The organism is Collinsella aerofaciens, assembly GCF_039062365.1.
Classification (GTDB): domain Bacteria; phylum Actinomycetota; class Coriobacteriia; order Coriobacteriales; family Coriobacteriaceae; genus Collinsella.
Map to the genome: position 1 here is coordinate 1 of NZ_JBCJBI010000008.1, position 15,003 is coordinate 15,003.

The following is a 15,003-nucleotide window of genomic DNA, read 5'->3' on the forward strand; positions in this document are numbered from 1 at the left end:
GTCCTGCTCCTTCGGAGCTGCGGACAAGGCGCCACACATGGTCGAGGACGTTCTGAAAACTAAGCCCAGCCCCCGCCGGACAGGTCAACCGCTACTCGCAGAGCAGCTTAGCGATCTGGACGGCGTTGGTTGCCGCGCCCTTACGGATTTGGTCGCCGCAGCACCAGAAGGTAATACCGCGCGTGGCCTCGGGGTTCGAGATGTCGCGACGTACGCGGCCGACCCAAATCAGGTCCTGGTCGGACGTATCCATCGGCATGGGGAAGCGGTCGTGCGCATCCTCGGCGCTCATGTCGTCAACCAGCTTCACGCCCGGAGCGGCAGCCAGCGCAGCACGGGCCTCCTCAACCGTAATGTCGCGCTCAAACTCGAGCGTAATGCTCTCGGAGTGCGAGCGCAGCACGGGCACGCGCACGCAAGTGCAGTTCACGCGCAGCTCGGGCAGATGCATGATCTTGCGGCCCTCGTTCTGCAGTTTCATCTCCTCGGAGGTAAAGCCCTCCTCCTTGACGCCGCCAATCTGCGGAATCAGGTTGCTCGCGAGCTGGGCGGCAAATGCGCGCGGCTCGGGAATCTCCTCGCCACGGCCCAGAGCGGCCAGCTGAGCCTCAAGCTCAGCCATACCGGGAGCGCCAGCACCCGAAGCCGCCTGGTACGTCGAGACGATCATGCGCTTCACGCCGGCGAGCTGATGCAGCGGCCACGTGGGAACCAGGCCGATGATGGTCGCGCAGTTGGGGTTGGCGATAAGGCCATGATGCCACTTGATGTCGTCAGCATTGATCTCAGGCACGACCAGCGGCACCTCGGGATCCATGCGGAAGGCGTGGCTGTTGTCGACCACGACGGCTCCGCGCTTAACGGCCTCGGGCAGCAGCTCCTTGGCGATATCGTCGCCGGCAGCGCCGAGCACGATGTCGCAGCCCTCAAAGGCCTCGGGGCAAGCTTCCTCAATCACGATCTGCTCGCCGCGGAACTCGACGGTTTTACCCGCGGAGCGTGCACTTGCCAGCAGCTTGAGCTTGCCAACCGGGAACTCCTGCTCGTTGAGGCACTCGAGCATCTGGGTGCCTACAGCTCCCGTCGCGCCCAAAATAGCAACCGTGTACTGTTTCATGCTTCCCCCTTTAAAGGTTGTGGCTTTTGCCCGCACGCCGAGCAGGCCGATTATTGTTGCCAGTGTATACAAGAACGGGGCGTGCACGAAACCCGCCCCGTCGAAACGAAACCGAAACGAAACGCCCCGCCGTAGATTTTTGAGACATGACCCAAAAATCTACTGGGATAGCAGCTACTTGTGGAGCGCGACCAGAGCGGGATCGACCGGCGCGGGAGCCTCCAGATCGGAGACCTTCACAATGCCGTTCTCGTCGGAGAAGGCGCGGTAAATGGTCTGAATCGCCAGATCAAAGTCCTTCTCCTCCACACCGATGATGATATTGATCTCGTCGCAGCTCTGCGAAATCATACGCACGCTCACGCCAGCCTGGCCAAGCATGCCAAACAGGTGGCCCGAGATGCCGGCACGACCGCGCAGGTTACGGCCGACGGTCGCGATAAGTGCCAGACCCTCGACAACCTCGATCTCGAGCGGCTCGACCTCCTGCTGAATGTCGCCCACGAGCGAGTACAGTGAATCGTGAACGTCCCGCTCCTGCACCACGGCGCCAAAGCGGTCGACACCGGTGGGCATGTGCTCGACGGAAACGTCATAGCGCTCGAACACCGAAAGCGCACGGCGCATAAAGCCGACGCGGGGCTTGGTGCGGTCGCGGGCGACGTTGATGGCGACAAAACCGCGCTTGCCGGTCACGCCGGTAATGATGGGCTCCGCCTCGCCTTCATCAGCCGTCTCGCTAATGATGGTGCCGGGGTCCTGCGGCGCATTGGTGTTCTTGATGACCAGCGGAATGCCTGCCTCGCGCACGGGGAACACGGCTTCCTCGTGCAGGACGCTTGCGCCCATGTACGAAAGCTCGCGCAGCTCCTCGTAGGTAACGCGCGCAATGGGCTGAGCCTCCGGAACAATACGCGGATCCGCAGAATAGAAACCCGAGACGTCGGTCCAGTTCTCGTAAAGGTCGGCGCCCAGGCACTTAGCCAAAATCGAGCCCGAGATATCGCCGCCGCCACGATCGAGCAGCTTGATCTGGCCCTCACGCGTCGCGCCGTAGAAACCGGGCATAACAAAGCCGCCCTGCTGACCGTACTCCTGCACCAGCTCGGAGGTGCGGTTCATGCTGAGCGTACCGTCGTGATGGAACGCAACGACCGTCGCGGCATCCAGGAACGGCAGGCCCAGGTACTCGGCCATCAGGCGGGCGGTGAAGTACTCACCGCGGCTCACAAGCTCCTCGGTGGAGTAACCGCCCGAGCGGGCGCGCTCGGCAAAGGCCGCGAACTCCTCGCGGATGGGATAGGTAAGCTCCAGCTCGTCAGCAATATCAAAATAGCGCTGGCCAATGTCCTCGAGCAACTCCTCGCACGACACGTGATACTTAACGTGCGCGTTAACCAGGTAGAGCAGGTCGGTCACCTTGGTGTCGCCCTTAAAGCGGCGACCGCAGGCAGAAACCACCACAAAACGGCGGGCAGAGTCGGCATCGACGATGGCCTTGATCTTCTTGAAGTGTTCGGCGTCGGCGACCGACGAGCCGCCAAACTTGGCAATCTTAATCATGGGCTGGAGGTTACCTTTCTAAAAGCCTCTGCGAACCTATTTTGCGTGCTCTGATACCATGGTTTCACCGATTGGGACCAAGGCATCCGAGGAGCAGTGTTATATGGGAACTTATCATAGTACACGAGGACGCACTTTATCGTGCTCAAGTAAGGTGGCAATCCGTACCGGCATCGCTCCCGACGGGGGTTTGTTTGTCTCGGACGAGCTCGGCACCCAGCAGGTCGATATCAGCTCGCTTGCAGCTAAATCGTACTTTGAAATCGCTCAAGATGTGTTGGGAATGTTACTGAATGATTACACGGCCGAAGAAATTTCGGCGTGTGTCGACGAGGCATACCGCGGCACGTTCGCGAGTGAAGAGGTTACGCCGCTCGTCAAACTCGACGCTGCGCCGGGTGTTGACGCCCCTCAGACCTATGTGATGGAACTCTTTGGCGGCCCTACAAGCGCCTTCAAGGACGTCGCCCTGCAGATGCTCCCCCGTCTGATGGCCCGCACTTCCGCCAAGGACGGCGGCGCCGAGCGCATTATGATTGTCACCGCCACATCGGGCGACACGGGCAAGGCTGCGCTCGCCGGTTTTGCCGACGCTCCGGGCACGGGCATCACCGTCTTTTATCCCGAGGGCAAGGTTAGCCGCGTCCAGAACCTGCAGATGTCCACGCAGGAGGGCGACAACGTCGCCGTCTGCGGCATCCGCGGCAACTTTGACGACGCCCAGAGCGCCGTCAAGCGCATCTTTGCCGATAAGGAGCTTGCCGAGCGCCTGGAAGCCGCCGGCACGGTGCTTTCGAGCGCCAACTCTATCAATGTCGGCCGTCTGGTACCGCAGGTCGTCTACTACTTTGCCGCCTATGCGCAGCTGCTGCGCGCCGGCGCTATCGAGGCTGGCGACGCCGTAGAGTTCTGTGTGCCCACCGGCAACTTTGGCGACATCCTGGCCGGCTACTATGCCAAGCGCATGGGTCTGCCCGTCGCCAAGCTCATCGTCGCGAGCGACAAGAACAACGTTCTGGCCGACTTCCTGACCACCGGCGTTTACGACCGCAACCGTCCGTTCTTCACGACCATCTCGCCGTCGATGGACATCCTTATCAGCTCCAACCTGGAGCGCATGTTGTACTTCCTGTCCGACGGCGACTGCGAGCTCGTTGCCGGCCTTATGGAGCAGCTTGCCCAGACCGGCCGCTACGAGGTGCCCGCCGAGCTGCTGGCCAAGATCCAGAGCGTGTTTGGCTGCGGCTGGGCCAGCGAGGACGAGGTCCGCACTGCCATCAAGAGCTGCTGGGATGCAAACGGCTACGTGATTGACCCGCACACCGCTTGCGGCTATCACGTCTTCGAAAAGGTCGCTCCCGCCGAGGGCGTCAAGGCCCGCGTGCTACTTTCGACCGCCAGCCCCTACAAGTTCCCGCGCGCCTGCTGCGACGCCCTGGGCCTCGACGTTCCCGAGGACGACTTTGAGGCCATGCACGTGCTCGAGCAGGCAACCAACACGGTCGCCCCGGCACAGCTCGCCGAACTCGAGTCCAAGCCCGTCCGCTTCGAAGACGTCTGCGACGTCGATGAGATGGCCAGCTACGTAGAGCAGGCTGCAAAAAAGATGGCAACCAACTAAACCCCATATAAGGCGCTGGCGAAAGCCGGCGCACTTTCTTTTAATTTGGCTCCCCAGCGCGGTGAGGAGACGGCGTAGGTCGGTTTCACGCTTGCTCCGTCGCGAGTTCCGCACGAGCCGAAGGCCACTAAATGTGGCCTTCGTGCGAGCAGGACTGTCCGAGCAGCGGAGCAAGCGTGAAACCGACCCCCAGGAGGACCAACAACAATGATCAAGATCACCGTCCCCGCCACCAGCGCAAACCTAGGCATTGGCTACGACACCCTCGGCATGGCCGTAAGCCTCTACTCGCACTTTACCTTCGAGCGCACCGACAAGCTCACCATCACGGGCTGCCCCGAGGAATTCCAAAACGAGAACAACCTGGTCTACGTGAGTTTTGTGGATGCGCTGGCCGCATGGGGCGAGCCGGCCTTCCCCGTCGCCATTGACATTCAGACTGACGTTCCCGTCGCCCGCGGCCTGGGCTCCAGCTCCACCTGCGTCGTCGCCGGCATTATGGCCGCCGCCGCACTGACAGGCCACACTGTCGACCGCGCCGAGCTCGTCCGCATTGCCACCGAGGTCGAGGGCCATCCCGATAACGTCGCCCCCGCTATCCTGGGCGGCGCCGTCTGCTCCTTTACGCCGACCGATTCACTCCCCCAGTGCCTGCGCTACGAGGTGAGCAATCGCTTGCGTTTTATTACCGTGATTCCACCTTACGAGGTGCACACGAGTGAGGCGCGCAAGGTCGTGCCACAGGAGATTCCGCTCTCCACCGCCGTGTGGCAGATGGGCCGCATCGCCGGCATGACGCGCGGCTTGGAGACTGGTGACCTGGACCTGATTGCCGCCGCCAATGACGACCGCATTCAGGAGCCCTATCGTCGCCGCCTGATTCCCGACTACAACGCCGTGCGCGACACCTGCCTTAACGGCGGCGCCAAGACCATCTGGATCAGCGGCTCGGGCTCGACCCTCATGGCCGTGACCGACGACACCATCGTGGCAAAGTTCCTGCAGGTCAAGCTGCGCGAGCAGTTCCCCAAGTGTGACACGCACATTCTGACGTGCGACACGGAAGGCGCCCAGATCGAATACCTGTAGTCGCCGTCCCGTATACTCGCCGGGGAGGCCAGGGGCTTTGCCCCCAAATCGTCCTCGGACATGGCAGGACCCCCGCTGTGCACTTCGTGCGGCGGGGGTCCTGCCGTCCTGCGGAAAGATTTGGGGGCAAAGCCCCTGGCCTCCCCTATGTTAACTTCGCCGGCGGCGGCTACAGGGACCTACGCTCTGGAAAGTCGCCGGGCTGATGTTCTGCATTTTATTGATAGGAGCACTTATTAGAGGCAAGCCTCGGCGATGCGCTTTTTGAGTTCGTCGATGCCCACGCCGGTCTGGGAGCTTGTGATGATTACGTTCTCGGCAGGGACGTTGAGCTGCTTTTTGATGGCTGCTGCTTGGCGGGCCTGCTGGGTACGGCTGAGTTTGTCGGCCTTGGTGAGGCAGACGATAAAGTTGAACTCGTTGCCCTGCAGATAGTCGATCATGTCATGGTCGAGCTTGCTCGGGTCGTGACGAATATCCACCAGCGACACGACCAAGTTAAAGCTACGCTCGGAGTCAAAGAAATCGCCGATGAGCTCGGCCCAACGATCGCGCTCGGCCTTGGAGCGACGGGCGAAACCGTAACCCGGCAGGTCCACGAAATGCACGTCGTCGGCCTCAAAGAAGTTGATATTGCTCGTCTTGCCCGGCGTACTCGAAACCTTGACCAGGTTCTTGCGGCCAAAGAGTTTGTTCATAATCGACGACTTGCCCACATTTGAGCGGCCAACGAAGCTCACCTCGGGACAGGTGGACTCGGGGATCTGCGAAACCTTGCCGTAGCTGGCGACGAACTTGGCAAGCTGGTAGTTAATTGAATCGGCCATGGACACTCCTTGGTCGTAGGTTCTTACAAAACGGGCGTGCTATTGCGCGGCAGCGATACGACGAACGATGTCAAGCGTGATGCCGCTCGCGGTGCGAGCGTACTCGTCCAGATCGAACTCGCGCTCGCAAAACGCGTCATATGCCTCGTCACAATTATCGCTGATAGCGCGCAGCACCAGGCAATCGACACCATTCTTGGCCGCGATGTGCGCAATTGCCGCGCCCTCCATCTCGACGCAATCGGCATGCGTGGCCTCAATCGCAGCGTTACGCATGGCGTCACCCGTAACAAAGCGGTCACCCGTGGCGATAGTGCCACACAGGAACTGCTTGGGGTCCTTCTCCGCAGAATTCTCATCCGCCGAGGTATCCACAAATCCATGCTCGGCAAGCACGGCGGCGGCAACATCAACCAACGCCGGCGTCGAGACAAACTCCTCGAGCCCCGGCGCGGACTCGGCGATGAGTGCCGTATCGGTATCCAGATAGCGCAGGCACTTGCCTATAACCACGTCGTTAATATGGAGTTTAGGGTTTAGGCCGCCCGCAATACCCGAGAACACAACGGCCTGCGGGGCGTATTTGCTGATGAGATGCTGCGTTGCGGCAGCGGCGTTCACGGTCCCCATGCCTGCCGTCGTGGCGACTACCGTCAGACCCGAAAGCCCACCGTTCACAACGGTCAAGCCCGCCTCCTGCGACTCATGCGCGCCACTCAGCTCTTCCTTAATCTGCGCAACCTCTTTTTCGAGTGCGCCTATGATCGCGATGGTTGCCATGCCATCCCCCAAATCCGTGCAAATTGCTTATCCACGGTATGGTACCAGCATTTTGGCTCAACCGTGTCAGCACCAAGCCGTTAGGCCAGTACAGCTCGGGTATCATAAAGGGGCAAAAATGGCTTGTTAGCCGATGGCCGACCTGAGCTCCGCACGGCGCTTTTTCATACCGGCCATAACGGCATTGCGCAGCTCGGGCATGCGCGCGGTATCCATCTGAGGTACGCCCTCAAGCTTATAGGGAATGCCCAGTTGCTCGTACTTGACGACACCCATCGTGTGATACGGCAGCATTTCCAGGCCCACCACGTTGTGCCATGGAGCGATGAGGCGACCGAGCTTCTCGCACTCCTCCACCGTGTCGGTAATGCCCGGCACCACCACGTGGCGGATAACGACCTTGATCTTGCGACGTGCAAGTTCATCGCCGAACGCCAAGATGCGTGCGGGATCGCAACCGGTCAGCTTTTTATGCTCGACCGGGTCGGCATGCTTAATATCGAGCAGTACCATGTCGGTCTCGTTGAGCACGGCATCGAACTTCTCGGGGTGGTTGGGGTCAAATGCATAGCCACAGCTATCTAGGCAGGTATGTACACGGCCATCGGGGTTGTTATGCATAGCACGAAACAGATCGGCCAAAAACTCGGGCTGCAGGAGCGGCTCGCCGCCGGACACCGTAATGCCACCGCTGCGATAGAACTCGTGGTTACTCTGGAACTCATCCATCAGGTGTTCGACGGTCACCATGGTGCCGCCGTTGACCGACCAGGTATCGGGATTGTGGCAATACGCGCAGCGCATGGGACAGCCCTGAACAAACACCACAAAGCGGATGCCGGGTCCGTCGACCGTTCCCATCGTCTCGATCGAATGCACGCGGCCAAGGGCAAACGCAGAGTCCTCGGGACGAGCGTCCACACCCTCAAGCGTCATTTCTGCCATTCGCGCTACCTTGCCTCTCCTTGGATGCAACCAATTAAAATGCCAGAGTCATTCTAGCCCATGCGTTTGCGTTTAAACGTCTCGGACTAGAACGGCACGTTTTAATCTATCCCCCATCACCATGGCTGGGGGCTACGTCGAGATGTCAGGCTGAAGAACGCTCGCCTGCGGCCTTTACGCCTTAAGCGTGAGCACCGCACCGAAGGCGGTCGGGCCGCAATGGCTCGAGATGACGCCGCCGACCTGAGTCCAGGTAACGTCCTTAAAGCCCAGATCATGCGCATAGACCTCCATGTCATCGCGCAGCTCCTGGGAAAGGCCCACCGAATACGCCAGGCCAATGTGCGAGTAGTCAATCTCGCCCTTCGCAACCATGTGGTCAATAAAGGCGCGGGCGCACTTGAGCATAGAGCCGCGGAACTTCTTGGTCGCCACGAACTTGCCGCCCGTCACCTCAATGCAGGGCTTAATCTTGAGCAGATGGGCGCCAAGGAATGCGACGTTGGACAAGCGACCGCCCGCCTTAAGAAAGGCAAGATCGGTAGGAACAAAGCCCAGCAGCACGCGGTCCATGACGGAATTCGTAAATGCAAAGATCTCGTCGACGGTGGCATCGGGGTGAGCCTCGATGTATTTGGCGGTCTCGACGACAACGAGCGACTGGCCTACCGAGACAAAGCGCGTGTCCATAGAGAACACGTAGTCGCGACCCTTGGCGGCGATCTTCGATGATTGATGCGAGCAGGTCGTGGCCTCGGAATACGCGAGATGCAGAATAGTCGCATCGGGCTGCTCAGCGTGAATGCGGTCGTACACGTGAGCAAAATCCGCAGGCGCGCAGCCGCTGGTCTTGGGCATCACGCCAAACTCGTTGCAGCGCGAATAAATCTCGAGCGGATCGATCGAGCCGTCCTCGACGGTCTCGTCACCAATCGTGACATGCATGGGCACGCGCACGATGCCGTAGCGCTCGCAGAGCTCCGGCGTCACATCCGACCCAGACTCAACCACGATTACGTACTTGCCCATTATTATCACGACCCATCTCGACATTGGCTTTTCAATACATGGCACGCGCCGCCGCACTGTTGCACAACGGCGTCCAAGCGCCAAAGAGACGCCGCCCCTTGCACACAACAAAGGACAGCGTCTCCCTGGAAAACTCCGTGCTTATCTAGGATTCCACACGGTTTATTAAGGAGGGTTACTTATTCCGCAAACGGTCGCTATATGCGGTAAGCGGTAGTTGGCCGCGACAACTGCGACACATTCCGTCCAGCAAATCCAATCGTGCTCCACGCACGGTTAATGCACGAGGCGGTAGAAATTCATCGATGCCGCACCCTCGGCGTGCAGCTCCATCGCCGGAACCGCCGGCGAATAGGTACGGCTCGTAAGTGCCGCCTCGCCGCCATTTGCAAAAATCTCGACCATCGTAGTGTCCGAAAGCACGCGCAGGTCGCGAAGCTCGCTGAGCTCGATCGACCTCTGGTCGCGCCCATAGCCTTCGTCACCCATGTCGAGGGTAAGCATCCCGTCTGCATAGCGCACAAAGACACCCTTGCGGATTTCGAGCTCGATCACCTGGGCGCCCTCACAGGAAACCACAAGATCAAACAGGCGGCCCGGCTCCTCAACGGTTTCACCGCCTGTCGCGCGAACGCAGTCGCCGCGCATCTTCTCAATCTCGTGCGCCGGCTGCTGACAGAGCTTACCATCGCGTATGCTCAGCTCTCGCGGCACCGTCAACGCGCACTGCCACCCGCGTGCCACCGTCGGGTTTTCTGCCGTCGCATCGGGGCAACCAGACCACCCGATCATCAAACGCCGACCCGCAGCATCCTCAAAGGACTGCGGTGCGTAGAAATCAAAGCCGGCATCGACCATCGGGGGCATGCCCTGCCCGGTGATCTTAAAGCTCGGCGCCTCCCAATCGGCCTCGATGGAGAACCACACGCACTGGTGCGGATTGCGGTAACGCCAACCATCGGCGGGCACGCCCTGCGGACAGCAAACGAGAATTAGCTCGCCATCAAGCTCAAATAGATCAGGGCACTCCCACATAAAACCAAACTTCTCGCCCAGCTCAATGCGCGTCGCATAGCTCCAATCCTCTAGATCGCGCGAAGTATAGACAAGCACGCAGCCGCGGTCGTCTTTCGTACGAGCGCCCAGAACCATGTAGTAGATACCATCGTGTTCAAGGATCTTGGGGTCGCGTACGTGCGTACCGATATCGTCGGGGTAATCGACCGGCCCAACAGCCACACGCTTCTTGCCCAATTCGTCGGGATTCTCGGTAACCATATGAATTTGGTTTTGCTCACGGCCCGTCAACACGTAGTCGTAATCATCGCGGTCAAAATGCTTGACGTTGCCGGTATAGAAGTAGTGAATCTTGCCGTCGTGTACAAAGGCAGAACCAGAATACGCTCCGCTCGAATCCAAATCGGAATCGGGGAACAGCACAGGGCCGCGATTCTCGTACGTCACAAAATCCTTTGTTGTCAGATGATTCCAAAGCACTGGACCGCCATGCGCAGCATCGAATGGATCGTATTGGTGATAGATGTGATACGTATCACCGATCTGCACCAAACCGTTGGGATCGTTGAGCCAGCCAAGCTCAGGCTCAACATGGAACAGGAGCCTATCGGGGTCGGACGCGATGCGACCCGCCGTCTCATCCTGTCCGGCACGCCACTGCTCATAGTCCGCGCGTGTCACCTTATTTTTTTGATTAAACATCGCCGTTGACTTTCTCGTCTATGGGGAAGGACGCTCGACTCACACGAGTCGAACGCCCTTCCTCAAATGGACTTATCCTCAGATTACGCTGAACGGCTCAACTAGAAGCTGACATCGAAGCCAGCACCAGCGCCCTCTTCATCGGTGGTCGGCACGCCCTTTGCCTTGTTGTAGGCAAAGATCAAGACGATCGGCACGATGAAGGCGATGAGATTGCCAGCCACATACCACACGAGCGTCTCGGGCGTAACGATGAGCAGGCCAAGCACGCCGGTCAGACCCTGACCGATGGCGCGCACCTCAAAGAGCTTCACGAAGGCACCGCCGCAGCCTGCACCGATGCAAGCGCAGATGAACGGGATGATCGAGTAGCGCATGTTTGCAGCAAAGATTGCGGGCTCGGAGATACCGACCAGCGTCGGGATAAAGGACGACATGCAGATGTTGCGCTCTTTGGAATGCTTCTTGTGAATGAGGTACATGCCGATGGCGCCGCCGCCCTGGGCGATGATGGAAACCGACCAGATTGCCTGGATGTAGTTGAAGCCAGTCGTGGCAACGAGGTTTGCCTCGATACCCTGGATGAACTGATGCGTACCGGTAACGACGAGCGGCTGCAGGAATGCGGCAAAGACAAAGGCACCGAAGACGCCCATCCTGTTGTACAGGATATCGATTACGCCGGCGAGGACGTCGCCGATCAGGTTGCCGAGCGGGCCGAACACGGTGAACAGGGCGACGTTAGCAAGAATCAGGGTAACGGTCGGGACAAAGACGAACGAAACGACCTCGGGGATGTACTTCTGGGCAATCTTCTCGACCTTGGCCATAAACCAGGCAGTCAGGATTGCAGGGAACACGCCGCCCTGGAAAGCAACCATGGGAATGGAGAGCGGACCGAAGTTCCAGTACTCAGCACCCGTCGGGTCCATAACGAACGTGTTACGGTTCATAAGGCTCGGGTGAACCATGACGATACCGACGAGGATGCCCAGGATCGGGTTACCGCCAAAACGCTTGACCGCGCTGTACATAACCAGGACAGGTAGGTAGTCAAACGTGGTGGCGATAATGGCAAAGAAGCTTGCGAGGTTCTTGAGGAACTCGCTGTGATCGGCGAGGCTGCCCTCCATGCCAAAGAGGCCGTTGGCAACGATCAGCGACTTAAGGCCGATGATGATAGCAGCGCCGACGAAAGCGGGAATGATGGGGATAAAGATGTCCGAGAATACCTTGAGGACCGAGAAGAACTTGCCCTTCTTGTCCGCCTCGGCGCCCTTGACCTCGGAAGCGCTGATCTCCTTAACGCCTGTCAGAGCCATAAACTCATCGTAAACCTTGTTGACGGTACCGGTACCGAAGATGATCATGAGCTGGCCGCTGTTGTACAGCACGCCCTTGACGCCATCGATGTTCTCGAGCTCGGCCTTGTTGTACTTGCTCGTATCCTTGAGCACCAGACGCAGACGCGTAACGCAATGCGTGGCGCCCTCGATGTTCTCCAGACCGCCGACGTTATCGACGACTTGCTGAGACACTACTTTGTAGTCCATGTTCCTCTCCATTCCTTTACGAAATCATAAGACGTTTTGATGCCATTACAGAGACGCGATCGTTGCATTTGCGCACTTAAGCGTACCGTCGGTGACCGTCAGCGCCACACCCTGGCCCTGCTTATTGCAGAATCGAGCGTTAAGCGCAACATCATCGACAAAGATGGTCGCGATATCGTCGTCAACGACCAGGCGCACATGATGAGTGCCCTCGCCCTTAAAGAACAACGGACGCTCGAGGCCCATGTTGTTGACCTGGAACCACGGATACTGGGGGGCCGCCGTAAACTCGAGCTTGCCCTCACGCAGGTTGGCGCGGAACTCATAGGCAAGACCGGACTCGGCGTCCTCGGCAAGCTTCACCGAGAAGCCGGCAGCGTCACCGGCGAGCTCGATGTCGGCATCGAGCATATAGGTGGAACCGGCATCCGCGGCGAGCACCTGCTCGACCTTGCCCGACTCGCAGGAGAGCTCAAAGGCCTCGACTGCCTTAGCCTCGCCAAAGGCGCCAAGCATGCTGTCAGGAAGCTTGGTGCCGAGCGTTCCGTCGGCACGCTGAACGATCTCGAGGGGCATAAAGGTGCCACCCCACAGGTAAGAGCTGGGGTCGCCGCCCTCGTCACGCGTAGGAACCCAACCAAAGAGAACGCGGCGCTCGCCGTCAAATGCGGTACGCGCGGCATAGTACGCGCGGCCATCGAAGGAATCGTCCGCAGGAGTGATCCAAGGACCGTTGATAGAGCGAGACATGCGGTAACGGGTCTTGTTGCCATCACTGTACTCGGAGAACACCAGATACCACCAGTCGCCCATCTTAAAGAGATCAGGCATCTCGAACATGGTGTACAGGCCCGGATTCCACCAGTCGCCCTGGAACTCCCAGGTATCCAGGTCCTTGGAGGTGAACTTGACCAGACGACCGGTCATCAGACGCTTGTCCTCGCCCACACGCGTGCCGAGGATGAGCATGTACTCTTCGTTCTCCTCATCCCAAAGCACAAAGGGATCGCGCCAGTTGCGGTCATCGTAACCCTCCTGGGGCGGAAGCAGCGTCTCGGCGATGTTCTTCTCCCACTTGACGGCGTCGTCACTCGTTGCGTGAAGAAGAACCTGCTTCATCAAGCGTGCCTTGACCTTATCGCGATTGCAACCAGTGTAGAGCGCATGGTACTTGTCGCCCACCTTAAACACCGTGCCGGCATAAACATACTGGTCGACTTCCTCGTCGCCGCCACGCTCAAGGCTCTCGCCAAAGTCTTTGTAATTGACGAAGTCCTTGGTTGTCGCGAGTGCCCAGCCAAACGGCTCTCCGAAAGGTCCGGGGTTTCGCGTGTCACGCTGATGATAGAGATAGAACGTGCCGTCCTCGCCGTACGGCATGATGTCGCCTACCCAAATTCCCTCAGGCTGGTAATACACCTTGTGCATCCGAGACTTCCTTCCCACGTGATACTAACTCGGTACAACTGCAAGATATGTCAATCGTTTTCATATGTCAAACGTTTTCACACCAATACGTCTTTTCGCAGTTCCAGTCGTCGGCAAACGGTTGACATATGCCGGCGAACGGTCATCAGAGGCGTTTGAGGAATTCTTTTGGCACGGGATGAACTACGCGGTTTTGCCCTCAATGAGTTCAACGGGGAGCTTGGTATTCGATTCGGGCTTTTCACCGTTAACAAGAGCGATGATGGATTGCGCCGCGAGCTCTCCGATGCGATCGATATCTTGACGAACGGTTGTTAAGTCAGGCATAAACGTCATAGTGCGGCGGGCGCCATCCGCGCCCACGACCTTAATATCGTCCGGAGCGCTCAAGCCGCGCCGCTTCATCACGTTGAGGCAGATGGCCGCCATCGTGTCGTCTCCCGCAAAGATGCCGTCAATATCGGGGTTCTCATCGAGGATCTTCGCAACGACCGCACTCTTTTCGTCGTCGGACTTAACGAACTCGACCTCACGAACAAGCGCGGGCAAACCGGCCTGCTCCACAACATCGTGGTAGGCATCGGTACGCTTATTGGCAGGCATACGCATGCGGCTATTGTTGCGCAGGCACAAGATGCGCGAACACCCGTCATCGATCAGGCGACGCGTGGCAAGTTCGCCGATGCCATAGCTGTCGCTCGCAATCTGAACAGAGGTCTCGCCAAGGTCGCAGTCGATACCAACCAGACTCAAGCCCATCTCGGCATACGCCTCGGCACCGATATTAAGCGAGTTGACGATGACGCCATCAACCATATTGCGCCGAAGCATATCGATATAAGAACGCTCAAGATCAGGTCGATTGGCGCTATTGCACAGCAACATCTTAAAACCGTTTTCGGCCAGGGTACGCTCAACGGCTTGGACCGCTTGGGCATGAAACGGGCTGCTGACATAGGGGACGATCATACCTATTAGATTCAGGCGACCGTTGAGCATGGCACGGGCGATATCGTTGGGCGTATAGTTGATGCGCTTCATCGCGGCATGGACCTTATCGCGGGTCTCTTGGCTAATATAGCCACGATTATTAAGCACACGAGATACCGTAGTAGGCGAAACCCCCGCCACCGCCGCAACTTCCTTGATGCCAGGCTTAGCCGTATCCTTAGAACGAGCACTCTCGCGAGCCATAGCACCCTCCCCCATCAACATGTCATACGTTTACATACGAACAAAGCATACCCCAACAAGAGCGGGAAGACGGTAACAGTACAAGTAAGTAAACGACTCATCCAAATAATTAGGAGAGTTCCGCCTAAAGGGTGACTC

General features: G+C 58.7%; 12 protein-coding genes. 2 read left to right on the plus strand and 10 right to left on the minus strand.

Annotated features, from left to right (window positions below; translation table 11 throughout):
- Window positions 1-91: 91 nt before the first annotated feature.
- A complete protein-coding gene (locus ABCN01_RS05410) occupies window positions 92-1,117 on the minus strand; it encodes an aspartate-semialdehyde dehydrogenase (protein WP_138374600.1) in 1,026 nt (341 codons plus the stop codon).
- A 174-nt stretch (window positions 1,118-1,291) separates the two neighbouring features.
- A complete protein-coding gene (locus ABCN01_RS05415) occupies window positions 1,292-2,680 on the minus strand; it encodes an aspartate kinase (protein WP_342996029.1) in 1,389 nt (462 codons plus the stop codon).
- Between the two features lie 103 nt (window positions 2,681-2,783).
- On the opposite strand from ABCN01_RS05415, the gene thrC reads away from it, so the two are divergent.
- Both thrC and thrB read left to right on the plus strand, forming a co-directional pair.
- Window positions 2,784-4,301: a threonine synthase gene (gene thrC / locus ABCN01_RS05420; RefSeq protein ID WP_342996030.1), complete on the plus strand. Its 1,518-nt coding sequence runs from the start codon at window positions 2,784-2,786 to the stop codon at window positions 4,299-4,301.
- A gap of 207 nt (window positions 4,302-4,508) precedes the next feature.
- Window positions 4,509-5,390: a homoserine kinase gene (gene thrB, locus ABCN01_RS05425; protein ID WP_342996031.1), complete on the plus strand. Its 882-nt coding sequence runs from the start codon at window positions 4,509-4,511 to the stop codon at window positions 5,388-5,390.
- A 236-nt stretch (window positions 5,391-5,626) separates the two neighbouring features.
- Here thrB and yihA read toward each other — a convergent pair whose 3' ends face one another.
- The 8 genes from yihA to ABCN01_RS05465 form a co-directional block, all read right to left on the minus strand.
- Window positions 5,627-6,217, minus strand: a complete 591-nt coding sequence (yihA, locus tag ABCN01_RS05430) for a ribosome biogenesis GTP-binding protein YihA/YsxC (RefSeq protein WP_195362208.1) — start codon at window positions 6,215-6,217, stop codon at window positions 5,627-5,629.
- 39 nt (window positions 6,218-6,256) lie between these two features.
- Entirely contained in the window at window positions 6,257-6,997 is a 741-nt protein-coding gene (gene mtnN, locus ABCN01_RS05435) for a 5'-methylthioadenosine/S-adenosylhomocysteine nucleosidase (protein WP_342996032.1), read from the minus strand.
- A gap of 126 nt (window positions 6,998-7,123) precedes the next feature.
- A complete protein-coding gene (pflA, locus tag ABCN01_RS05440; protein WP_117766536.1) occupies window positions 7,124-7,942 on the minus strand; it encodes a pyruvate formate-lyase-activating protein in 819 nt (272 codons plus the stop codon).
- Window positions 7,943-8,116: 174 nt separating this feature from the next.
- Window positions 8,117-8,971: a DegV family protein gene (locus tag ABCN01_RS05445; RefSeq protein WP_233504627.1), complete on the minus strand. Its 855-nt coding sequence runs from the start codon at window positions 8,969-8,971 to the stop codon at window positions 8,117-8,119.
- Window positions 8,972-9,247: 276 nt separating this feature from the next.
- Window positions 9,248-10,690, minus strand: coding sequence for a glycoside hydrolase family 32 protein (locus ABCN01_RS05450; RefSeq protein WP_342996033.1), 1,443 nt, complete (start codon window positions 10,688-10,690; stop codon window positions 9,248-9,250).
- Between the two features lie 101 nt (window positions 10,691-10,791).
- The gene (locus ABCN01_RS05455; RefSeq protein WP_040358954.1) at window positions 10,792-12,243 is read right to left on the minus strand and encodes a PTS transporter subunit EIIC; all 1,452 of its coding nucleotides are present in this window, start codon (window positions 12,241-12,243) and stop codon (window positions 10,792-10,794) included.
- Window positions 12,244-12,288: 45 nt separating this feature from the next.
- Complete coding sequence (locus ABCN01_RS05460; RefSeq protein ID WP_117743236.1) at window positions 12,289-13,671, minus strand: family 43 glycosylhydrolase; 1,383 nt, start codon at window positions 13,669-13,671, stop codon at window positions 12,289-12,291.
- A gap of 183 nt (window positions 13,672-13,854) precedes the next feature.
- Complete coding sequence (locus tag ABCN01_RS05465) at window positions 13,855-14,865, minus strand: LacI family DNA-binding transcriptional regulator (protein WP_342996034.1); 1,011 nt, start codon at window positions 14,863-14,865, stop codon at window positions 13,855-13,857.
- Window positions 14,866-15,003: the final 138 nt, after the last annotated feature.

Bases quoted from the DNA above. Each gene is read 5' to 3' on its own strand.
- pflA (WP_117766536.1), bottom strand. From the start codon at position 7,942: ATGGCAGAAATGACGCTTGAGGGTGTGGACGCTCGTCCCGAGGACTCT.
- mtnN (WP_342996032.1), bottom strand. From the start codon at position 6,997: ATGGCAACCATCGCGATCATAGGCGCACTCGAAAAAGAGGTTGCGCAG.
- thrC (WP_342996030.1), top strand. From the start codon at position 2,784: ATGGGAACTTATCATAGTACACGAGGACGCACTTTATCGTGCTCAAGT.
- yihA (WP_195362208.1), bottom strand. From the start codon at position 6,217: ATGGCCGATTCAATTAACTACCAGCTTGCCAAGTTCGTCGCCAGCTAC.
- ABCN01_RS05410 (WP_138374600.1), bottom strand. From the start codon at position 1,117: ATGAAACAGTACACGGTTGCTATTTTGGGCGCGACGGGAGCTGTAGGC.
- thrB (WP_342996031.1), top strand. From the start codon at position 4,509: ATGATCAAGATCACCGTCCCCGCCACCAGCGCAAACCTAGGCATTGGC.
- ABCN01_RS05465 (WP_342996034.1), bottom strand. From the start codon at position 14,865: ATGGCTCGCGAGAGTGCTCGTTCTAAGGATACGGCTAAGCCTGGCATC.
- ABCN01_RS05455 (WP_040358954.1), bottom strand. From the start codon at position 12,243: ATGGACTACAAAGTAGTGTCTCAGCAAGTCGTCGATAACGTCGGCGGT.
- ABCN01_RS05445 (WP_233504627.1), bottom strand. From the start codon at position 8,971: ATGGGCAAGTACGTAATCGTGGTTGAGTCTGGGTCGGATGTGACGCCG.
- ABCN01_RS05460 (WP_117743236.1), bottom strand. From the start codon at position 13,671: ATGCACAAGGTGTATTACCAGCCTGAGGGAATTTGGGTAGGCGACATC.
- ABCN01_RS05450 (WP_342996033.1), bottom strand. From the start codon at position 10,690: ATGTTTAATCAAAAAAATAAGGTGACACGCGCGGACTATGAGCAGTGG.
- ABCN01_RS05415 (WP_342996029.1), bottom strand. From the start codon at position 2,680: ATGATTAAGATTGCCAAGTTTGGCGGCTCGTCGGTCGCCGACGCCGAA.